Raw genomic sequence first — 22,735 nt, 5'->3', positions numbered from 1 at the left:
CTGTTTGCTAACCCATAAATTTAAGGATGTTTTTCATGGCCAGACGGCGTGTTAACAGCTCTCTATTTTCAATCCATCCTCTAGCGGCTGCCGTTGCTGCTAGCCTCAGGCGTACCGTCAGAAACGTGGCGCCTGCGACAGGGCTTGCATGCATTCTGGCGGCCCCCGGGTTTGCTAACGCAGCGACCTTCCAAGTGACCAATATCAACGACGCAGGCCCAGGTAGCCTGCGGCAAGCGGTGCTCGATACTAACGGGAACCCGGGTGCAGACGAGATCGTCTTCGATGCTTCGGTCAGCGGCACGCTGAATCTGACTTCGGGGCCGCTGGAGCTGGTTGATTCGGTTGCGGTGACCGGGCCGGGCTCGGGGGTTCTTTCTATTGATGCGGGCGGCAGTTCTGATATCTTTGTCATCAGCAATTCCTCAGTTAATCTTGAGCCGGATTTACACTTCGCCGGCCTGACTCTTTCCCATGCCACCCGCGCGATTTCCGCGTCTTTATATATGGTGCGTCCTGCGGTGACCATCGACGACTGTATCCTCTCCGGCAATGTGGAATCGGCCATATTTATGTACGGTTATAATGGCGATATTAGTGTGAACGCCAGTAACTCGGAATTGTCCGGAAACGGCGGCCACGGGATACTGATACAAAGCACCAGGTATGCGAGGCCCTCTGAAGTAGTCGTTGAGGATGTAATTATTTCCGGCAATCAAGGCTATGGTGTAGCTGGCTTTAATTTGGATATTACGGCCGTCAGAAGTGAAATTAGAAGTAATGCGATAGGCCTGTTTTCCAGGGGGCAATGGGATACTGTGAACAACGATCTGGACGTTAAGGACAGCGTGATAGTGGATAATGAAGGTAACGGCGTAAGCCATATAGGTTGGGGGAGTTTGAACCTGGAAAATTCGACGATCACTGGGAACGGCAAAGCCGGTGTATTGTTAGCTTCTTTAAATTCCAGCGTGAGCATCAGCTCCAGCACGATCACCGGAAATGGCGCTCACGGCGTAAACTGTTCAGATTTGCGCGATCGTAGTGAGCTCAACATCAGCAACTCCATTATTGCAGGCAATGGAGTGGATATGGGCAGTGATCTATCGTCTTGTGATACCCTTTATTCCCTCCATCATTCCTTGGTCCAGAATCCGGGTGCAGCGGATATCGTGGACACCCCTTCGGGTTCTAACATCGTCGGCGTAGACCCGCTTCTCGGCCCCTTGCAAGATAACGGTGGTTCGACATTGACCCATGCGCTGCTAGACGGCAGTCCTGCTATTGATCAGGGCGACAATGCGACCTGTCCCGACACCGACCAGCGCGGCATAGCCAGACCGCAGGATGGAAATGCGGATGGCCTTTCGACCTGTGATATGGGCGCGTATGAACGTGAGGCAGCAACCGGCCCCAACAATGGCAGTGGCGTGATCGGTGATTTTGTGTGGCGGGATGACGATGGCGACGGCGTGCAGGATGTCGGAGAGCCTGGTTTAGGTGGAGTCGTGGTCAATCTGCGGGTGAACTGCGATGCCGCAGTGTTACTTACGACCGTGACGGACAGCAGTGGCGCGTTTCGGTTTGAGGGCTTGCCCGATCAAAATTATCAGTTGGAATTTGTGAAGCCAGCCGGTTATACGTTCAGTCCGTTAATTGCAGCAGGTGACTATCGGATTGACAGCAATGCCGATCCCGCAACTGGGCTGGATCAGTGTCGCTCGCTGGGTGTAGGGCGAAAGCGTTTGGCATTGGATGCCGGATTGGTACCTGAAATCGCGGCAAATGGCAGCGGTTTTATTGGGGATTTTGTGTGGCGCGACGAGAACGGGGACGGCAAGCAGGATTCCGGTGAGCCGGGTCTGCCCGGGGTCACGGTGAATGTGCGGGTAGGTTGTGATCCGTCGACGGTCATTTCAACGACCACCGACAGCAACGGCGCGTATCGTTTTGACGATTTGCCGGCGGGGGAGTATCAATTAGCCTTCGTCAAACCCGCCGGTTATACCTTCAGCCCGAAGATTGCCGCTGGTGATTACACCAGGGACAGTAATGCCGATCCGATCACGGGGCTGGATCAATGCCGTTCATTGGATGAGGGCCAAAGCCGTCCTGGGCTGGATTCGGGGTTAGTGCCCTAATTGACCATGACCCAACAGCCGAGATACTGAATACAGGAATGACTTTGATGTCCAACCCATCAGCGGACCCGAGCGGCCCGCCGTTACGCAGCGTCTTTACCGCCAATCTGCCGGAGATCTTCAGGCAATTAGGCATTAGTCTGGTGGTGTCGACCTATCAGGCCGGTAAAGTAATCCTGGTACGTCACGATGAAGTTGCCGGTGGGATAAATACCCACTTTCGGGATTTCGAAAAACCCATGGGTATTGCGGTCAAGGGCAATCGCTTGGGTATCGGAGGTGCGAACACGGTTTGGGAATACCGCAACGTACCGGCGGTGGCCGCCCGGCTTGAACCACGGGGCAAAAACGACGCTTGCTACCTGCCGCGTCATATTCACATCACCGGTGATATTGATATTCATGAAATGGCGTGGGCAAAAGACGACCGGCTGTGGTTAGTCAACACCCGCTTTGGTTGCTTGTGCACGCTGGATGTGGATCACAGCTTTTACCCCCGCTGGCGCCCACCGTTCATTTCTGCCCTTGCCCCCGAGGATCGCTGTCATTTAAACGGGCTGGCGATGGTGGATGGCGAGCCTCGTTATGTCACCGCGTTGGGTGAAACCGATACCCACGCCGGTTGGCGGAGCAACAAAGCATCCGGTGGCATTTTGATGGATGTAGCCAGTAATAAAGTCGTTTTGCGCGGTCTGTCCATGCCTCATTCGCCCCGTTGGTATCGTGGTAAATTGTGGGTGCTGGAGTCGGGGCAAGGATCACTGGTTACGGTGGATACCGTTAAAGGCACTTGGGAAACCGTGGCCAAGCTGCCTGGTTTTACCCGCGGCATCGACTTTATCGGGCCTCTGGCTTTTATCGGTTTGTCTAAGGTGCGCGAGAGTGCCGTGTTCAGTGGTATACCCATCGTCGCTGATTTGGCCGAGCGCATCTGTGGTGTCTGGGTGCTGAATATTGAAACCGGCGAAGTTCTGGGATTTTTGCGTTTTGAATCCGGCGTAGAGGAAATATTTGCAGTTCAGCTGCTGCACCACACCCGCTTCCCCGACATGCTGGAGTGGAACGATCCGCTGTTGGGTATTTCCTATGTGTTGCCGGATGAGGCATTGGCCGAGGTCGTTATGCCGAGCGAAGCCGAGCTGGCAGAACGCCCCCAGACTTATATGACAAGAGGACTGGAGCGTTTCCGCCAAGGCGACTATGAGCAGGCCGTGGCTTGCTTTCGTGAGGTTCTGAACCGTGAACCCGGATACCCCGATGCCACTTACAGTCTGGGTGTTGCGTTAGCCGAAACAGGTGCACTGCAGGAGTCGCTGGACTGTTTGTTGAGCGCGCTTGCAAAGGAGCCGGATCGAGCCAAGATACATCACAGCCTGGCCAATCTTTACAGCCGCCTGCGACAACCAAGGGAAGCTATTCGCGCCGCCGGGAAAGCTATTGAGCGGCAGCCCGACCTGGCAGCAGCCCATGTCAGTCTGGCTGTCATGCTGCTGCAGAGCGGTAATTATAAGCGGGGTTTCGACGAGTATGAGTGGCGTCTGAAGACAGGCCAGGTAGCGGTATTGCAGTCTCCGAATCCGCGGTGGGATGGTGCAGCCGTTGCCGAAAAAACGGTGTTGCTGTATGTCGAAGGAAACGACGTCAGGCACGGGATTCTGCTTGCCCGTTATGTGCCGAAGGTGCGATCTTTATGCGCAAAGCTACTGATTTTGTGTAGCGATGATTTGGCACCTTTGTTAGCGGTAATACCCGGCGTCAGCGAAATCCGTCATCCTGGCTCGATTTCGGTAGCAGATTATGATGTGCACGTATCCATAGACAGTCTGCCGTTGTTGTTTAATACCACCCCTGAAACGATTCCTGACTTATTCCCTTATATTGACATCGAGACACTAAAAAAACGCAAAAACACAGAGGCGTTACGGCTCCCTGATCGAACTGCTGATTCGGCGCTTGATCCTGCACCCGTGCGTAAGGTTGGCGTGGTCTGGTCCCCTCAGCCGGGGGCAGACGGCGATGGTCATGTGGCGTGCCCCTTTGACGTGTTCCAGGCGGTATTTACTGTGCCGGGCATCCAGTTTTATAACCTACATTCCTGTGATGATTCGGAGCTAACCGCGACTTTGTCCCGGCTGCCGGTTGATGACGTCGAGAGCAAAATAAAAGATTATGCTGATCTGGCCTTGTTGATCGATCAGATGGATTTGCTCGTCGGCGTGGATTGTCCGGCAGTACATATTGCCGGTGCACTCGGCAAGCCGGTTTGGGTTCTGCAAGGTGACATCTCAAGCTGGTATTGGCCAACCTTATCCAGTAGCACTCCCTGGTATCCGCAGGCTCGGTTATTCCAACAACCGCAACCGGGTGACTGGAAGGGGCTGATTCGCGAGGTCAAGCAAGCGCTTTCGCAATAGCGGTTGAATCTGGTATCTTCGGGCATGTGGTTTGTGGCGTTGTCGTATAACCTCGTGTATCCATTGAGCTAACGCAATTAAGGTTTAAGTAATGCCGGATTATTTCCCTTTCATACTGTTTGCTGTGATTGTCCCCATAGCCTGGGGCATCAGCACCTATAACAAATTCATCAAGTATTTAAACATGATCGAAGAAGGTTGGAGTATCATCGACGTGGCTCTGAAGCGACGTGCCAGCCTGATACCGAAACTCATCAGCGCGGTGGCGGGCTACAGTCAGCACGAAACCGACACGCTACAAAATTTAACCGCCCAGCGCAGGGAAAGTAACGATCGCGATGAGCGTACCAAAGAAGAGCTGGAAGTCACACGTTCACTGGGTAGCTTACTGGCCGTTGCAGAGAATTATCCGGATCTGAAAGCAAGTAACAATTTTCTGGAACTGCAAAAAACACTCAATGAAGTTGAATCCGATATTGCGGATGCCCGCAATAATTTTAATCGCCGGATTCGCCTGCTTAACACCAAGGTGCAGCAATTCCCAAGCAATCTTATTGCCGGGATATTCAAATTCAAACGCGATGATTATTTCCAACTGGACCTTGCCACCGAGCGTGAATCTCCCAGCACACCCTGGGATAAATAAGTCGTTCGGCAATAGATAAGAACTCGATCCCCGTGCCGTGTGGCGGCGATTGTTGCATTTAAATTGATTCGAATTCAGCTCTAATAATTAAAATAGAATAAAGGGCCGTGCCATGAAAATACTCGGCGATGCGAGTTTCGCAAGCCTGAATCAGATGTTCGCTAATATCGCTATTTGGTCATACCGCCACAAATGGCAGGTGATGCTGATGTGCTGCGTGGCGTTCGGTGCTTGCGGGTACTTGGCTCAAAAAGTTCGAATGGACAATAGCTTTGAGGCTTTTTTTGACGAATCGGATCCGACCTATAGCGCCTATAACGTATTTCGGGATAATTTTGGCTCTGATGAAATTATATATATTATGTTTGATGCGTCAGATTCTACGCATGGCGTTTTTAACGAACAGATTATTAGCAAAATAGATCGATTGGGTAAAGCCATCGATGCGGGAGTGCCGTTCGTTAAAAAAGTGCGAAGTATTACTAATGCTGAGCTCATGGTTGCCGACGGCGATGATCTGGATATCAGGAAAATCAGCGACAAGTTACCTCTTGATCAGGCCCAGCTACTGAAATTCGCGGACTTATTTAGAAATAAGCCGCTCTATGTAAACAACTTATTTGACCGAGAGCAAAAGCTGGGGGTGATGGTCGTTGAGATGAGTCGCTCATCTACCGATCCTATTGATCAGATCCGTTTGGACCCGGAAGACGGGGATGGATTGGAAAATCTTTATCCCCAAGTATCCGCTGCCGCTTTAACGCAAATACTTTCAGATCCCGAATTCGTCGATATTCCTTTTTATCTATCCGGCGATGTACCCATCAATGCCACATACAACCGTATTCTGGATAAAGAATCCACATCGCTTGGTGCCATCTGTATGACCATCATTGTCCTGCTGCTTCTGATATTTTTCCGAGGTCGGGTCATCGGTGCTGTTGGCCCCATTGTCGTGGTTGGATTAGCAGTGATGGTGACCGTCGCGTTTATGAGTTTGATGGACTGGCCAATCGATATGATGTTTGGGTTGGCTCCCACACTGTTGATTACTATCGGTGTTGCCGATGCGGTGCATATTATATCTGAATTTCTGACGCAGTTACGAAAGCATGAAAGTCGCGAAATGGCCTTGCGCGATACGCTTTATGTGGTGGGTACACCTTGCCTCCTGACTTCCATAACCACCGCAATCGGCTTTCTTTCCATGTCAATGGCGCCGGTTAAAACCATTTCGCATCTGGCCATCTATATTTCTTTGGGGGTGCTGGCCGCGTTTTTTCTCTCTATCACTTTGCTCACCTTTTTCCTTTCTTTCATTCGGCCTGCCAAACAATCAGCGGGCAGACGTGAACGTCCCGGTTATTTAAGCCGGATGCTCAACCGGTGCAGCCAATTTACGTTAAATAATCCCGGCATTTGCATGATGGCTTTTTCAGTGACGGTTATAGTCGCTGGCGTGGGATTGAAGAACCTGAAAGTTGATTCCAATTACTTGCTGGATTTTGACAAAAGCGTAAAAGTTCGCAAGGACACTGAACATATAGATAATACGATGGGTGGCATGAGTGCCTATGCCTATCTTTTCGATACCGCTAAGGAAGGAGGTATTAAGAATCCGAAATTTTTAGCAGAACTGGACCGAGTCCAAAGTCAGGTGTTGGGCCATCAGCCTTTGGTACGTAAAGCCACTTCAATAGTCGATCTTATAAAGGACATCAATCAGAGTTTTCATAATGACGATCCAGCTTATTATCGCATCCCAGAGAGCGCGGATCTTATTTCTCAATATCTGTTAGTGTATGAATTGTCCGGTGGAGAAGATCTGTATACCTATGTGACCAGGGACTTCTCTCAAGCGGTGTTACAGATCAGAACACAACTTACTGATACTAGCGAACTGGCGAAATTCGAAGCCCAGATGCAAGAATATCTCAACGCAAATCCATTGTATTTGAGTGAAAGATCGAACACCGGAATGGGTGCGTTATATTTGAAACTAATGACCTATATTAGCGATAGCCAGATCCTCGGGTTCAGTATTGCACTGACGGTTATTACGCTCTTGTTCGCGATTATTTTTAGCTCGGTTAAAATGGGCCTCATTAGTATGATTCCCAATGTAGCTCCGATTATGGTGGTTGGAGGGCTTATGGGTTGGACTGGTACTTATCTAGATTACAGCAAATTGTTAATTGCCCCTGTAGCCTTAGGAATAGCGGTTGATGATACGATCCATATGATGACTCGGTTTAAACTGGAATTTGAGCGGGTGGGTGATTACCGGAAGGCGTTTGTCATAACCTTTAATGAAGCCGGACGTGCGCTGGTCATTACCTCGGTCACCTTGGCTTGTGGTTGGTCGGCGATGTTGATGTCCACCATGGGGGTCACGTTTTGGTTTAGCGTTTTACTTTCCTCGACTATTGCGTTGGCCTTGCTGGCTGACTTGTTTGTTACGCCCCTTCTGATTATTTGGGCACAACCATTCGGGCCGGAAAAAGAAAAATTGGACGGCGCGAGTGCGTAGGGAATCCAGGGCCCATGGAGTCTTACGGTAGGAAGAGCGGGGTCTACGTGCGCTGATTTATGGAGTCCATCGTACTGGCTTCGGTAAGTTTGTCGAATTCGTCAATGGGTAGTGGGCGGCTGAATAAATAGCCCTGAAAAGCAGTGCAGCCATGGGTAGCGAGAAAACGGCGTTGCGCTTCAGTTTCAACACCTTCGGCAATTACGGTAAGGCCCAGGCTGCCAGCGAGCGTAATGATGGTTTTAGCGATGACCGTATTGTTGGCGTTGAGGCCTATATCCCTCACGAAGCTTTGATCAATTTTTAGCTGGTCCAGGGGGAGTCTCTTTAAATAAGCAAGTGATGAATAACCGGTGCCAAAATCGTCCAGTGAAAAACTGATTCCCTTCTTCTTTAGCACGACCATTTTTTCGATCACCTCTTCTACATTAGAGACCAACAGGCTTTCGGTCAGCTCCAGTTTCAGCAGCCGGGGGTTGGCTCCTGACCTGGTGAGTGACGCCGATACCTGATTTACGAAGTCCGGCTGGCGAAACTGGCGGGAGCTGACATTCACTGAAATGGTCAGCCGGGCACGTTCAGGTTGCCCAGCCCACAGCGCTAATTGGGCACAGGCGGCCTCAAGCACCCAGCGCCCAAGATCAAGAATTAAGCCCGTGTCCTCAGCGATCGGTATGAATTCGCCGGGTGCGACCATTCCGCGTACCGGGTGCTGCCAGCGTATCAGGGCTTCGGCTCCAGCGAGTTGGTCGGTACCTTCCATCTGAGGTTGGTAATGCAGTATAAATTGCTGTCGTGTGATGGCTGTGCGCAGGTCCGCTTCCAATTCAGAGCGCGCGGTGACTGCCGCCTGTATTTGCGGATCGAAGAAGCGCAGGGTATTGCGACCGGCGGCTTTAGCCTGATACATCGCTAAATCGGCACGTTTCAACGGACCTTCTATGGATTCCTGAACGTCACCAAATAGGGTGATGCCGATACTGGGTGTACTGCGATGGGTTTTGCCATCAAGGAGATAGGGCAGCCCCAGTACCCGCAGAATTTTATCTCCCGAGATTTCAGCCTGGGTGGCGGCCTCCAGGGTATTGTTATTCAAATCCTCGAGCAGGACAACAAACTCATCGCCCCCCAATCGGGCCAGGGTATCACCTTTGCGGACATTATCCTGGAGCCGTCGGGCGACCTGCTGTAATAGCAGGTCGCCGTGATTGTGACCGTAGGTATCATTTAATGCTTTGAAGTTATCCAGGTCGATAAACAGCAGGGCACCGATGCGGGGCTGGCGTGCGCGGGTATCGAGTATGTGCTTCAGCCTGTCCATTAACAGACGCCGGTTAGGCAGCCCGGTAAGCGAGTCGTAGAAGGCCAGATCTTCGATCATTTTCTCGGCTTGCCTGCGCTCGGTGATATCGACAGCAATGCCCCCGATATACTGCCTGCCGGCGGACTCGGAATAGGGGAATCTGGTACTTAACCAATGACAGGTTTTACCGTCCGACTTGGCGGAGGTTTCCTCAACCGTGAGGGATTGATTGGTTTGCAGGACTTTTAGGTCGTTTTCTTGCAATCCGAGTGCGGTCATTTTTGGAAATATCTCGAAATCGGATTTTCCCTGCCAGCTGCCGGGGGGTAATTCAAAAAAATTCTCAGAGTGTTGGTTCAGATAAACGTACCGGCCTTTATGGTCTTTCATCCACGACAGGAAGTGGCCACAGTCCATAAAAGAGCGGAAGCGATTTTCGCTGTCCTGTAGCTGCGCGAGTGTGTGATGGAGACTTTGTGCGTAGCGCTGTAGCTGATGAATAACGATGGCACTCAATGTTGCGCCAATCAGATAAATCGAAACTAAATAGTAGCCGCGGTTTTCGAGCGAGAATGACCAGTGCGGGGGGATGAAAGCATAGTATCCGCTTAGGGCCGCCAATGCGGTCACGACCAAGCCCGGTTTTGTTCCCAGGAAGTAAAAGACAGCGACAGTGGCCGGATACAGGGTCAGGAACGGCAATCCGGCATCGGTTGGGAGCACGACAAGGCGCAGCAGAAAAGCGAGCATGAAGATAGCCATAGCTAATACATAACGCGACTGTAACGATAAATCGCGGTGCAGGAGAATCAACTTTCGGTTCAACACCAGGAGCCCTTAGCTGGTTAGCAAATAATTCCAGTATAGTATTTAACCTAACTTTTGTAATAAAACATCTGGCCCAGGGTTCACTTATCCCGCCACTCTGTTGATTGGGTCTTCAAAACTCAAATAAATTCCATGCTGTCGTCGAAATGTCGCTTTTCCCTTCGACTAGGATTTAAATAAATGAATTTACACCTAATGATGTTGGCTTAATTCGGAGGCTCTTTTCATGTCTAACATTATTTTGCTGGGTACGCGTAAGGGCACTGTGATCGTTGAACGTAATATGTCGGAGTGGCACGCGCGACCCATCCTGCATCCGGGGATACCTGTCTGCTATGCTGCACGTGACCCCCGTGATGGAAACCTGTGGGCGTCTTTGGATCATGGGCATTGGGGGCCCAAATTATCCCGTTCCCGCGACGGTGGTGTGAGTTGGGAGGATGTGTTGTCGCTGAAGTACCCGGAAGGTGCACGCCATATTGTGCAGTACTTGCCTACACCGGATTTTGATCCCGAAGCACCGGTGGGCGAGCCGAAGTACCAGGATGCCACGGTGTATAAAATCTGGAATATTACCTTCGGCCCAGCGTCGCAACCGGGCAGGTTATACGCAGGTACCATTCCGGGAGGATTGTTCGTGAGCGATGACGGTGGTGATTCCTGGAACCTTAATCGTCCGCTATGGAACCACGAGAGTCGCGGCGGGGATCTTTTTAGCGGAGAAGCTACCAGCGAGACCCGCTGGGGTGGTACACCGGCGAGCATCGATTACGGTGTATTCGAACCGGGCATTCATTCTATTGTCGTGGATCCTCGTAATCCTGATCATTTGCATGTGGCGGCTTCTTCGGCAGGGGTCCTGGAAACCAGCGATGGGGGAAAAACCTGGGTGGGGCGCAATAACGGAATGCGGGTCGATTATCTACCCGACCCGGATGTGGAGTGGGGGCACGATCCGCATTTTATTACCGCCAGCCAGGGGCAACCGGACCACTTCTGGCAGCAAAACCATTTCGGCGTTTTTTATAGCGACGATGGTGCGCGTACCTGGACCAAAGTCAGTGAGCCAAATTCGGATGTGCATTTTGGCTTTCCTATTGCGGTGGACGCGGAAGACGGACGCACCGCCTGGGTGGTGCCGGCAAGGGGTGATTCTGAACGTATGGCCATTAAAGGCGGATTGTTTGTCGCGCAAACCCGTGATGGCGGAAAATCCTGGCAAACATTCCGTAACGGGCTGCCTCAGGATAACGCCTATGATATCGTGCTGCGGCATGGGCTGGACGCGTCGGGAGATGACTTGTGTTTCGGCAGCACCACCGGCAATGTGTATCTGTCAGAAGACCGCGGTGAAAACTGGCGCTGCCTGGGTAATAACTTCCCGCCGGTCTATTCCGTTCGATTCGGGTAACTGCAATGCCCATTGTTGAAATGACCCACCATCTTTACCGTTTCTTCCCGGTGCTTGAGAACCGGGAGATAAGGGTGCCTGCAGGTTCTGTTGCCGAGGTATTGGCCGGGGTTGACAAGATCGCCGCCGGGTTCTCGGATTACATCCTCGATGAGCGTGGTACGTTACGTCGACACGTAAATATCAGCGTGAATAATACCTTGGTAATCGATCGCAAAAACCTGTCTGATCGAGTGCAGGAAGAGGCCAGGGTATATATTTTTCAAGCGCTGAGTGGAGGTTGAAATAAAGCTGTTAGCCTTTTAAATTTATCACAAATGACGCATCGGAAGGGTGTATAGTTCTTCCACCAATTGTTCGTAGGAAAATATCTGAAAGTAGCGTTAAGAAGCTGGAGGTGGTGAGGTGAAACTCATTGTATGTACACTATTGACATGTTTTATTATTGGTTGCTCAACGAGTAATCCAACCATCGAAAGTATCGAAAGCCAAATATCCAAAAAGGGCAGCAGGGCTTATCTGGATGAGCTGGCGGCAAACCATAACCTTCTAACGGAAAATATTGATATTCTGCAAACTGGCTTAAATAAAGGGGATCCCGATGCCTTTAGTGTTGCAGGCCAGTTGAGGTCTGTAAGTGATGCCGGAATGAGTACAACACTTAATTTCATGGTTGCACGTTCAATACCCTATCAACCGAAAATGGCTATGGGGACTGTGGATAACGGGTTTGAATTAGCCGGTATATGTAACGTTCCGTTTGTTGAAGCGAGCAAAAAAACGGTAGATGAATTTATATCTTCGGCTATGGTGGCACTTGATTCCGAGGTGAGTAACGGAAGTGAGCTGGCTGCGGAGTGCAAGGCTATTTTTGAAGGACGCATAGCCAATCTTTTAAAGTGATCAAACTAGACAGGACAAGTGCAGGAAGAGGCGAGGGTTTATATTTTTCAGGTGCCGAGTGGAGGTCGAACAACAACCCTGGTTTCGACTTTGGGAATCTCATAATGCATTTCATTCTGTTGGTTTTGTGTTCGCAAACTGACAGTTTGACATCCAGACTGTAACATCACGGGTGAAAGATCGGTGTCCGACTAGTTTTAAATTACCGGCGCGAATTTCTTTTTTATAGCTCGTTTCGCCCATCCATATATCAGACAGGCATTTTACTGAACAAGTAAAGTATACATCTACTTCTCTGCATGGGTCCTTCGTGCACACATCAATAATATCCCCATCGATAAGCACCCACCAATCGGATTGTGCTTTCACATCCGTAAATTGAAAGCGGATAGTGGCTTTGGCACCCGGTATCTTCTCTGGCAAAATGCTCCTTTGTAGATAAAGCATCAGGAAATCCACATCGAAATCAATATCGGTAAGATGTTCTCGTGTCCAGCGCATGCCCCAGTTGCCGAGCTCAATGAAAATGGGTAGCAGCTCTTTAGCCGCCGAGGAAGGGAAATACTCGTACCCTTTTTGGCCATGAATCTTCTTTTTAATAATCAAGCCATATTCATCAAGTGAGCTTAGCCGTTTGCTTAGGACTGCAGGGGATATCATGCTCAGTCCCCGCTGTAGTTCATTGAAACGTGTACTTCCCATCAGAATCTCGCGCAATATCAATATGGTCCACTTTTCTCCAAGAATTTCTGTGGTTTTAGCGATAGGACAAAACTGGCCGAATTGCATGGGGGCGTCCTTTTGGGGGTGTTTTTCACAATGTAGCTTCAAAAAAAAGAGTTAGCAACTTCACAAAGTATAGTTGGTTGCTATTGGTGTAGAAGTAATATGCCTCGATCGGATGAGTCACACTGGCCTTGAACTTAATGCCACTTCAAGGAGATAACCATGTTTAACGTAGATATTCATACAATGGCATCAGTGCCGGATCACACAAAGAAATTGCTTGAAAGCGTCGCTGACTCAATCGGCTTCGTTCCTAATATATATGCTGTAACTGCTGAATCCCATCACGCACTCGCTGGACTATTGGCGATTAACAATATGTTTCGTGATTCCTCATTCTCGCCCGAGGAGCAACAGGTCATTTTGATGGTGACCAGTGTTGAAAACGGCTGCGATTATTGTGTTTCCGGACACACACTGATGTCGCAAACGCTGGGTATTCAGCAACAGATCATCCTTGCCATTAGAAACCAAGAGCCCATTCGAGATCCCCGTTATCACATTCTTCAGAGAGTTGTCGTTGAACTTGTTTGCTGTCGTGGACGCATCGATCAAAGTACCTTAATGAATTTTTTGGAGCAGGGTTATTCAAAAGCCCAGTTTTTTGAATTGGCGCTGGGAGTGAGCGTGAAAACGTTCACCAATTACGTAAGTAACGCCCTCTCGCTGACATTGGACGATGCTTTTGAACCTTACCAATGGCACCGGGATTGTTCTCACGCCTCTAATTTAAATTGATGTAAGCCTTCTCGGCGATAAGGCGTGTTTCGAGAAATTCAAGGCACCAAAGCCTAAGTGATGTGAGTTGCTTGTAGTAGGCTTTGCGTGTTGTATCAATATTATGACACGGGATATGTATGAAAAATTCACCGTTACCGATTATGGCGATTCACGGCTCTGCCAGTTCAGGTGCATTATGGCGAAACCTGTCCCGGCAATGCGCACCCTGGCGCACGGTGCTTGCTCCTGATTTGCGCGGCTACAACGCCGGTGTTTCGCAGCGAGCAGATCTACACTCAACACTCAGAGAGAGAGCCAGACCGATTATAGAGGCTATCGAAAGCGATAGGCGACTAACACATCTGGTGGCACATTCATTCGGTGGATCCGTAGCGCTGGAAATTATTGCTAGCATTCCGCACAAAATTAAAAGCCTGACACTGTTCGAGCCGGTTTCTCCGGCTTTACTGAAGGTCAGCTCCCAACCAGAGGACCGGCAGTTACTCAATGATATTTTGGCGCTGTCAAATAGGGTTCGCGAAGAGTCGGGCGCTGTTGGAATGGAGTCGTTCATTAACTTTTGGCACGAAGCGGAGGCGTGGTCAAGACTATCAGTGCACGCACAGGAAAGGTTGGCTCAGTTAGCACCCATTGTTTATCAGGATTTTTGCGAAGCCTATCGAGTTGAGCCGGAAGCCTTTTCATTGATTGATTACTTCGCTCCGGTCACTCTGTTAATGGGGGAACGCACCAATTCTCATGCAAGGCGAATGGCGCACCTGGTTCAGCACTTGTTACCTCAAGCTGGAATGTTGACGCTCCCCGAAATGGGGCATATGGGGCCTCTCACACATTCCTGTGAGGTGAGTAAAGCAATACTGAACTCGATTCAGCATGCGGAAAACGATTATGTATGCAGCGCTATATGAGGGAATTTGAATTTTCTTTTAGCCATGGTTTATGTTTTGGTGGTTAAGCGGATAAGTTGATTTTTACTGTCTGGATTGAAAGGCGCTTTAGCAGGGCACCTAACGTAAGCTGCCTCTATTAAAACTGCGGACAACCGGCTCCGTCCGTCCTGTGCCCCTAATGCCAAGCCGCCTCCTGTTATAATCAGCAAGGCGTGCGTACCGGGGTCGATGCCGCATAGTACAGGCGGCTTACAGGGTTAATGTTGTCTTCATAGCGTCAGCGGCATGACGCGCGGCACCTACCGGGTCGCCCATGTCGTTAATGCAACCCATAAAAGCAGCTGGCCACATGTAAAATTACTTAGCGCATCCGGCCTGGAGCTGGTGGGAAATATTTCCTACCAGCCAGATTATGCGCCCCTCGACCTTTTAGTATTGGCTGATGTCGACTATGAAAGCTACCCTGGCTTGGCCGCTCTCAGCGTCGACGGCAATACCCTTCAGAGCAAAATAGAAGTTCGTAGTCTGACCGGTAATCTGATCCAAAATAGTTGGTTAGGGAAAAATTCGATTCAACTGCTTTTGTAACCTCTGCATCAACATTCTCTAACACCAATGAAGCACTTACAGAGATTGCCGTCTTACAACAAAAGGCGTTCGGGTTACGGAAAACCTGTTGCCATAATCGACGTGTTTCAGCTAGATTATAGGTTGTTGATGTATGTTTCGATTTAGATAGGCGAGTCGTAGGTTCAATAAACACATTAGCGCTCAAATGGCGAGCACGGCAAACCGGTAGTAATACAAGGATTAAAAGCTCAAATGATCGAAGTGGTATCGGAAACAAATTTGACCGAAGTTCTCCCATTAATTCGGGCCTATCAGGAGTTTTATAAAGCTGCAGATATATCCGATGATCGAAATGCAGAGTTTTTTGCACAGTTCGGTGACTCTAGCCCTATAGGTTGCCAATTTATCTATAAGGAGCATGGTAATGTTGTTGGGTTCGCCACTATTTATTTTTCTTTTTCATCAACAATTACTGCAAAAGTAGCTGTTCTCAATGATCTGTTTACTTTGCCACAGAGGCGAGGCAAAGGTATTGGTCGGCAGCTTATTGAACATTGTCGCAGCTATGCAGCAAAACACGGGGCGTCCCGTTTGCAATGGGTTACCGCTCTGGGTAATGAGCCGGCTCAAAAACTCTATGATTCATTAAATACAGGTAAAAGTACCTGGCACTTTTATACGTACAACATCTAGTAAGTGACCGTACTGTTAATAATTTAAATTTTGGCAGCAGCGCCCAAAGACGATTCTGTATCACTGCTAGAATTGCTTAAGTGTTCCTGTGTGTTTCCCCACCGAATACGGCGATAAATCTACGCTACGAGAATGCTCCCCAGTGAATCGATCAGCCCTTCCATGTCCTCACGCGTACCGATGCTGATTCTTAAATAATTGTCTATTTTAGGTGAACTAAAATGACGGACCAGGATTGCTTTTTCTTTTAGAGATTTACTTAAATGCTTAGCCTCAACTTGTGTATGACGGGCAAAAACGAAATTGGATTTGGATTCCAATACTTGAAAAGACAATGCGTTTAATTGCGCTGTGAACCAGTCTCGCGTTTCTATAATCTGGTTGCAGCATTGTTCAAAATAGACTTGATCTTCAAACGACGCCGTTGCGGCCCGAATAGCAATCGCATCAAGAGGATAGGCATTAAACGAGTTTTTGACCCGTTCCAATGCAGCAATCAGATTTGGATGCCCGACCGCGTAACCTACTCTTAAGCCGGCCAGCGATCTGGATTTGGAGCAGGTTTGTACCACCAATAAATTGGAGTAGGTCTGAGTTAGCTCAATCGCAGTGTCGCCCCCAAAATCGATATAAGCTTCATCTACCACAATAACGATATCTTGATAGCGCTTCACTAATGATTCTATTTGTTGCAGTGATAGCAGCATGCCGGTAGGAGCATTGGGGTTCGGAAAAACGATGCCACCGGGTGAATCCCCGATATCGTCAAATTGAATAGACCAGTCATTGGCCATGGCACATTGCCGATATCGGATTTCGTACAAGCGGCAATAGGAAGGATAGAAGCTGTAGGTGATTTCGGGAAAGTACAAGGGGTTTTCTTTTTTGAAAAATGCGACAAAAGCGAATCCCAGCACCTCGTCGGAGCCGTTGCCAACAAAAATATTTGTGGGGGAAACCGCGTAGTACTCTGCTATTGCTGTTCGCAGAGACGAAGCGTCCGGATCGGGATAAAGGCGCAGGTCAGAGGCCGTCACACTCTGAATAGCCTGCATGACTTTGGGGGATGGAGGATAGGGGTTTTCGTTGGTGTTTAACTTTATGTAGGTTTTATCTTTGGGTTGCTCGCCTGCGACATATGGGTCCAGGTTCTGGACAAGATTACTCCATAATGAATTCATTTTGCTTCACTTTTAAAGAGGGGAAAAAATAACGAGTATTTCGCAATAGTATCACGCGACCACTTATCTTCTCACCCTGTTGGCACCACTCACGGCTATTGAATGATCTGTGAGCGGCGTTTCGCTCCCGCAAACTGGCAATTCTACCGGTTTCTGATCATGACTAGTGAACAAACGTTCCTGTTACTATTCGACATCAATAATCCCATGCACAGCCGTAAACTGGCCTTACCACTGTGGTGGGGTGAGGCCAGTTTGTTTCATCCCGCTTATTTACTCAGACACCTCGTGCAGCGGAGGCAACAATGAAACGCATCGCTATTTTCGCAGATGGCACCTGGAACTCCCCGGAAGACGATAGCACCACCAATGTTCTGACCATGGCCAGAGCAGTGAAGCCTGTTGTTGGCGATATGGAGCAAGTGGCTTTTTACGACTGGGGTGTTGGCACAGATAGAAAGAAAATTATGGGTGGTTTAACCGGGGAGGGCATCGATAAAAATATCATGGATTGCTATCGTTTCATCGTGCACAACTTCAATAGAGGCGATCAGTTATTCTTTTTTGGTTTCAGTCGTGGTGCCTATACCGTACGTTCCCTGGCTGGTTTCATCCGTAATTGCGGTTTGATGAAACGAGAGTATTCGGATCATATTCCGGAAGCCTATAAATTGTATCGAAAGCGCAGTGCGTCCAGCGATCCCGATTCACCGGGCGCCAAGCAGTTCCGAAAGCAATTCGCAGTGGAAGATATGACCGATATCGAATTTGTGGGCGTATGGGATACGGTTGGCGCTTTGGGAATTCCGGTGCCGTTCTGGGGCACTTTAGGACGCAAGGAATTTCTGTTTCACGATTGTGAGCCTAGTCGAATTATTAAACACGCGCGCCACGCCGTTTCCATTGACGAAAATCGCGAAGACTTTTCACCAACGCTGTGGACCTTAAAGCCGGGATTTGATTTACAACAAGTCTGGTTTGCCGGTGTGCATTCGGATATTGGGGGCGGCTATCCTGAAAGCGGACTAAGCAACTGTGCCAGCCAATGGATGTTGGAGCAGGCATCCGGTTTTGGTTTGAAGTTTGAACCGTTTTATAGCCAGGATTTGCATCCCGACCCTTTTGATAAGCAGCACCACGAGCGCAAAGGTATCTATTTGGCTCGCAGTGAATTTGTTCGCACCATTAACGGCCCCATACATAAGTCGGTCAAAGCACGTTGGGATAACAACGCTTACGATTATCAGAAGAAAAGTAAGGCGATGCGTAAATTGTTGGGGGCGGTGCAGGGTGATTGGTCGCGTATTAGTGTGGTGAATTGATCAGGCCCTCGTGCATTGTCCATTCCCCTAATCGCTTTTTCAGTTGCGCCGGACTCACAAAGTATTTAATGCCGCTTGGTTTTTTTCGCCTGCCGATGTAACACCATTGCGGTAATCAGCACCGCCAGGCTAACGAACCCGACAATCAGGGTTGCCAGTGCGTTTATTTGCGGGCTCACACCGAGGCGAACACTGGAGTAAACCACCATGGGTAACGTGGTGGCACCGGGGCCCGAGACAAAGCTGGCGATTACCAGGTCATCCATTGATAGGGTAAACGCCAGTAACCAACCCGCTATCAGGGCTGGTGAGATAATCGGCAACGTAATACTAAAAAACACTTTGATCGGCCTTGCTCCAAGGTCCATAGCCGCTTCTTCTAAAGAAATATCCATACCACTGAGGCGACTCTGAACAATCACAGCGACATAAGCCATAGAAAAGGTAGCGTGAGCCAGAATAATTGTGGTTTGGCCGCGACCGGAGGGCCAGCCGAAAAGGTTTTCCATAGCCACAAACAGTAACAACATGGACAGCCCGGTCATCACTTCCGGCATGACTAACGGCGCGGTAACCATGATGCCGAGGCTTTTGCTACCTCGCAGCTTGCCCAAGCGGACGATCGCCAGCGCCGCCAGTGTGCCTAGCACGACCGCTAGGGTGGCGTTTATTGCAGCAATTTTAACGCTGAGCCCGGCTGCATTCAGCAGTGCGTGATTTTGCAGGAGCGCAGCATACCACTTGGTGGAAAAGCCGCTCCATACCGTAACCAAGCGGTTTTCATTAAAGGAGTACACCATCAAACTGATAATCGGAATATAGAGAAATGCATAGCCGAGTAACAACACGGTGATAAGCCAGGAAAAGCGACCTTTCATTCGTTTTCCTCATTGGCTTTGCGTTCAAAATGACGCAGTAGAACAAAGGGCACCACCAGGACCACCAGCAACACACAGGCCAGTGACGAGGCCAATGGCCAATCCTTGTTACTGAAAAACTCGGTCCAGAGCAATTTGCCAATCATTAGACTGTCCGGGCCGCCCAGTAAATCGGGAATCACAAATTCTCCCATTACCGGAATAAAAACCAACATGGCACCCGCAATAATGCCGGGCATCGATAGCGGCAGGGTGATGGAAATAAATTGTTGCAGTGGACGGCAACCAAGATCGGCCGCTGCTTCCAGTAACGTTAGATCGAGTTTTACCAAGGTGGCGTAAAGCGGAAGAATCAGAAACGGCAAGTAGCTGTAGACCACACCGATATAGACAGCGAGTGGCGTGTATAAAATATCGATGGGTTGATCAATCAAACCTATCCACAGTAAAAAATTGTTTAGTAGCCCGTTGTTTTTAAGGATGCCAATCCAGGCATAAACACGGATCAGGAACGACGTCCAGAATGGCAGAATAATCAGCATTAATAGCGGCATACGCCAGTTTTCCGGAGCGCGGGCGATGGCGTACGCCATGGGGTAGCCGATCAGCAGGCAAAGAAGGGTAGAGATTGATGCGACCTTCAACGAGCTTAGCAGTGCACTGCCATACAGCGAGTCTTGCCACAGCATTAAATAATTGGCGAAATTGATAACCAGGGTAAGCAATCCGTCCTCGCCGCCGCGCAACATCGTGAGATAGGGCGGTTGCGCGAACTGCGCTTCAGATAAACTGATCTTTAGCAGGAACAGAAAAGGCAAGGTGAAAAAGAGTGCCAACCAGAACCAGGGCGCGGCAATAATCAAATGCCGAAGCTTGGTTGCTGACCGGTCAAAGCGGTTTCCACTGGCTTGAAATCGTTTCAACCTCAGCCTCATTGTGTCAGCACATTGCAACTGTCGGCGTTCCAGCCGAGCACGACGGTTTGTTCCCAGGTTAGCGGTTGTTCGGCCAGGGCCAGCACATTGGGCAGGGTGAATTTAACTCGCTTTCCGGTTTCCAGCTCCGCGTAATAGATCGATACATCGCCCAGGTAGGCGATATCTTTGATCACGGCCCGCGCCTGATTGGGCAGACCAGAATACTGATCAAGCAAACGGATCTTCTCCGGACGCAAGGCGACGGTAACAGGCATATCTGCTGCTAACGGTTGGCTATGGTGAATCTGCAGCTGGGTGCCCGCTTGTTCGCACTCAATCAGCGCGGTGTCGTTCTCATGGGAAATCACATGTCCGTCGAACAGGTTGACCAGGCCGATAAAATCCGCAACGTAGCGGGTGGAAGGGAATTCATACATGCGACGTGGAGCATCCAGTTGTTCGATACGCCCATTGTGCATTAGCGCAATACGACTGGACATGGTCATCGCTTCTTCCTGATCATGAGTAACGATAACGAAGGTAATACCCAGGCGATCCTGTAAGTTGACTAATTCAAACTGTGTTTTCTCACGTAATTTTTTATCCAATGCCCCCAGAGGCTCGTCCAGTAATAATAGTTTGGGCTGCTTTGCTAATGCCCTGGCCAATGCCACCCGTTGGCGCTGGCCGCCAGATAGCTGATGGGGTTTGCGGCCGGCGAGTTTTTCCAGCTGCACCATGGCCAGCATTTCCCGGACACGATCTTTGCGCTGGGCCTTCGTCATTGACTCCTGCTTTAAACCGAAGGCAATGTTTTTTTCCACGTCCATATGTGGAAATAATGCATAAGACTGAAACATCATATTCACCGGCCGCAGATAAGCCGGCATGGACGTGACGTTGACCCCGTCAATAAGTACGCGTCCTTCATCGGGCACTTCAAACCCTGCCAGAATACGCAATAAAGTGGTTTTGCCGCATCCGGAAGGGCCGAGCAGTGAAAAAAACTCGCCTCGTTGAATCGATAGGTTTATATCATCGCAGGCATACACAGAATCGTAATGCTTGCTGATCTTTTCCAGCTTAACGATGGCATCGTCAGCGGCAAGCGGGGACGTGGGGTGTCGTGAAGGCGTATAGGCCGCCGCCAAAGTTTCAGCCATGAGAACAGTATCTACTCATCTATGCAGGGGCTCTTTGATATCAGCGCCCGGTTTTAAGCCGAGTCCACACCCGGTTCATGGTACGCGCTTCTTTGTCGGTGGGGGTCTTGAGCACCAGTAGGCGTTTGCGGGTAGTTTCTGGCGGATAGATACCGGCATCGTTGCGGATGGTTTCATCCACCAATTCAAGCGCTTTGGTGTTGGCGTTGGCGTAAGCAACGTAGTTGGTGATATCGGCAATGACAGCCGGTTCGAGTAGATAATCGATAAATTGGTGAGTCGCATCCAGGTGAGTTGCATCAGCCGGGATCGCCATCACATCGGTCCAAACGACGGCGCCTTCGGACGGCACTGTGTAGGCGATGTGAACTCCGTTTTTCGCTTCTGCTGCGCGGTCGCGAGCTTGCAGGATATCCCCGGAATAACCGTGGGCTACGCAGATGTCGCCGTTAGCCAGGTCGTTGATGTATTGCGAGCTGTGAAAGTAGCGGATTTTAGGACGGACTTTACTGATTACAGCCGCCGCTTCATTAATGGCGGTGGTGCTGAAGTCTTCGCTGTCCTTGCCCAAATAAGCGCGCGCGGCCACCAACACTTCAGTAGGATCGTCCATCATCACCACACCACAGGCGCTTAGTTTGGCAACAATTTCCGGATCGAACAGTAACTTCCAGGTATCCAGTGGCATTTCTTTGCCGAGTATAGCGGTTACCTTGTCAATGTTATAACCAATGCCGGTGGTACCCCACATATAGGGAACCAGGTGGGCGTTGTCTGGATCGATATCCGCGAGCGACTTCAGGATCACCGGGTCAATGTTACCGTAGTGGTGTAGTTTGCTTTTATCCAGCGGCCGATAAAGCTTGGCTTTGATATGGCGGTCGGCAAACGGGCGGGCGGTTGGGAAAATCAGATCGTAGCCGCTTTTGCCTGCCAGCAGTTTGGCTTCCAGCACTTCATTCGAGTCATAAACGTCATAGCTGACTTTTATTTTACTTTGCTTTTCAAAGTTCCGGATGGTGTCTTCAGCAATATAATCCGACCAGTTGTAGACGTTGAGCGTTTCCGCCCGGGCGAACTGACTAACCGCGATCAAGCAAAATACCGTGAATATAGAGCGCCGCAAAGTGGCTGCTTTCATGGAAGGTCTCTCCAGTAAATGTATTTGAACAATAAACAAAAAAGATACCCGGCGTCCTCCCACAGGGTGGTCGCTTCGTAGTCAGTACTGACAGCGCAAATATGACGAAAAACGCGGAAAAAGAATAGAGTTAAATGAGCGAAATTTTACTTTTTAATCGGCTCGGTTAGGCACCATGTGGCGCGGATCGGACTCAGGAAGTAACGCTTAGTGCAGGCGGCTTGTAATCATTACAATCCTGGTGTGCCGACGAGATGGGAGTGGTGTGGTTATCCGG

General features: G+C 49.7%; 19 protein-coding genes. 12 read left to right on the top strand and 7 right to left on the bottom strand.

All coding sequences use genetic code 11. The features are described from left to right. The first annotated feature begins 35 nt into the window (after positions 1-35). The 4 genes from FT643_RS18925 to FT643_RS18910 all read left to right on the top strand — a co-directional run bounded on the left by FT643_RS18925 (position 36) and on the right by FT643_RS18910 (position 7,731). Positions 36-2,141 (top strand): SdrD B-like domain-containing protein, encoded by a 2,106-nt coding sequence (locus FT643_RS18925; protein ID WP_198043692.1) that lies wholly within the window; start codon positions 36-38, stop codon positions 2,139-2,141. A 47-nt stretch (positions 2,142-2,188) separates the two neighbouring features. Continuing rightward, a complete protein-coding gene (locus tag FT643_RS18920; RefSeq protein WP_156872985.1) occupies positions 2,189-4,555 on the top strand; it encodes a TIGR03032 family protein in 2,367 nt (788 codons plus the stop codon). Positions 4,556-4,646: 91 nt separating this feature from the next. Continuing rightward, complete coding sequence (locus tag FT643_RS18915) at positions 4,647-5,201, top strand: LemA family protein (RefSeq protein ID WP_156872984.1); 555 nt, start codon at positions 4,647-4,649, stop codon at positions 5,199-5,201. 112 nt (positions 5,202-5,313) lie between these two features. After that, entirely contained in the window at positions 5,314-7,731 is a 2,418-nt protein-coding gene (locus tag FT643_RS18910) for an efflux RND transporter permease subunit (protein ID WP_156872983.1), read from the top strand. 43 nt (positions 7,732-7,774) lie between these two features. Here FT643_RS18910 and FT643_RS23810 read toward each other — a convergent pair whose 3' ends face one another. Further along, complete coding sequence (locus FT643_RS23810; protein WP_156872982.1) at positions 7,775-9,862, bottom strand: putative bifunctional diguanylate cyclase/phosphodiesterase; 2,088 nt, start codon at positions 9,860-9,862, stop codon at positions 7,775-7,777. A 226-nt stretch (positions 9,863-10,088) separates the two neighbouring features. Here FT643_RS23810 and FT643_RS18900 point away from each other — a divergent pair, with 226 nt between their 5' ends. The 3 genes from FT643_RS18900 to FT643_RS18890 all read left to right on the top strand — a co-directional run bounded on the left by FT643_RS18900 (position 10,089) and on the right by FT643_RS18890 (position 12,176). Continuing rightward, positions 10,089-11,273: a WD40/YVTN/BNR-like repeat-containing protein gene (locus FT643_RS18900; protein ID WP_156872981.1), complete on the top strand. Its 1,185-nt coding sequence runs from the start codon at positions 10,089-10,091 to the stop codon at positions 11,271-11,273. A 5-nt stretch (positions 11,274-11,278) separates the two neighbouring features. Next, a complete protein-coding gene (locus FT643_RS18895) occupies positions 11,279-11,557 on the top strand; it encodes a MoaD/ThiS family protein (protein WP_156872980.1) in 279 nt (92 codons plus the stop codon). A 121-nt stretch (positions 11,558-11,678) separates the two neighbouring features. Further along, on the top strand, positions 11,679-12,176 hold the full coding sequence (locus tag FT643_RS18890; protein WP_156872979.1) for a hypothetical protein: 498 nt from the start codon (positions 11,679-11,681) through the stop codon (positions 12,174-12,176). A gap of 111 nt (positions 12,177-12,287) precedes the next feature. Here FT643_RS18890 and FT643_RS18885 read toward each other — a convergent pair whose 3' ends face one another. Next, complete coding sequence (locus tag FT643_RS18885; protein WP_156872978.1) at positions 12,288-12,965, bottom strand: winged helix-turn-helix transcriptional regulator; 678 nt, start codon at positions 12,963-12,965, stop codon at positions 12,288-12,290. A gap of 159 nt (positions 12,966-13,124) precedes the next feature. Between FT643_RS18885 and FT643_RS18880 the strand changes: the two genes are divergently transcribed. From FT643_RS18880 to FT643_RS18865, 4 genes are all read left to right on the top strand, one after another. Next, a complete protein-coding gene (locus FT643_RS18880) occupies positions 13,125-13,700 on the top strand; it encodes a carboxymuconolactone decarboxylase family protein (RefSeq protein ID WP_156872977.1) in 576 nt (191 codons plus the stop codon). Positions 13,701-13,819: 119 nt separating this feature from the next. Then, positions 13,820-14,611: an alpha/beta fold hydrolase gene (locus tag FT643_RS18875; protein ID WP_156872976.1), complete on the top strand. Its 792-nt coding sequence runs from the start codon at positions 13,820-13,822 to the stop codon at positions 14,609-14,611. 267 nt (positions 14,612-14,878) lie between these two features. Next, a complete protein-coding gene (locus FT643_RS18870) occupies positions 14,879-15,181 on the top strand; it encodes a hypothetical protein (protein WP_156872975.1) in 303 nt (100 codons plus the stop codon). A 234-nt stretch (positions 15,182-15,415) separates the two neighbouring features. After that, entirely contained in the window at positions 15,416-15,856 is a 441-nt protein-coding gene (locus FT643_RS18865) for a GNAT family N-acetyltransferase (RefSeq protein WP_156872974.1), read from the top strand. Positions 15,857-15,975: 119 nt separating this feature from the next. On the opposite strand, the gene hisC is transcribed toward FT643_RS18865, so the two are convergent. Beyond that, positions 15,976-17,037 carry a histidinol-phosphate transaminase gene (gene hisC / locus FT643_RS18860; protein ID WP_156872973.1) on the bottom strand — a complete coding sequence of 354 codons (1,062 nt, stop codon included), beginning with the start codon at positions 17,035-17,037 and terminating at the stop codon, positions 15,976-15,978. Between the two features lie 305 nt (positions 17,038-17,342). On the opposite strand from hisC, the gene FT643_RS18855 reads away from it, so the two are divergent. Continuing rightward, positions 17,343-18,359: a DUF2235 domain-containing protein gene (locus FT643_RS18855; RefSeq protein ID WP_156872972.1), complete on the top strand. Its 1,017-nt coding sequence runs from the start codon at positions 17,343-17,345 to the stop codon at positions 18,357-18,359. A gap of 65 nt (positions 18,360-18,424) precedes the next feature. On the opposite strand, the gene FT643_RS18850 is transcribed toward FT643_RS18855, so the two are convergent. The 4 genes from FT643_RS18850 to FT643_RS18835 are packed head-to-tail and all read right to left on the bottom strand — an operon-like array spanning position 18,425 to position 22,458. Beyond that, on the bottom strand, positions 18,425-19,237 hold the full coding sequence (locus FT643_RS18850) for an ABC transporter permease subunit (RefSeq protein WP_156872971.1): 813 nt from the start codon (positions 19,235-19,237) through the stop codon (positions 18,425-18,427). After that, positions 19,234-20,166, bottom strand: coding sequence for an ABC transporter permease subunit (locus FT643_RS18845; RefSeq protein ID WP_411267820.1), 933 nt, complete (start codon positions 20,164-20,166; stop codon positions 19,234-19,236). The genes FT643_RS18850 and FT643_RS18845 overlap by 4 nt, the downstream gene beginning before the upstream one ends. A gap of 2 nt (positions 20,167-20,168) precedes the next feature. Continuing rightward, entirely contained in the window at positions 20,169-21,317 is a 1,149-nt protein-coding gene (locus FT643_RS18840; protein WP_156872969.1) for an ABC transporter ATP-binding protein, read from the bottom strand. Positions 21,318-21,357: 40 nt separating this feature from the next. Continuing rightward, positions 21,358-22,458 carry a polyamine ABC transporter substrate-binding protein gene (locus FT643_RS18835; RefSeq protein ID WP_156872968.1) on the bottom strand — a complete coding sequence of 367 codons (1,101 nt, stop codon included), beginning with the start codon at positions 22,456-22,458 and terminating at the stop codon, positions 21,358-21,360. Positions 22,459-22,735 lie beyond the last annotated feature (277 nt).

Origin of the sequence: Ketobacter sp. MCCC 1A13808, from assembly GCF_009746715.1 — a bacterium.
Lineage (GTDB): Bacteria > Pseudomonadota > Gammaproteobacteria > Pseudomonadales > Ketobacteraceae > Ketobacter.
This window is presented reverse-complemented; position numbering and strand designations above follow the sequence as displayed.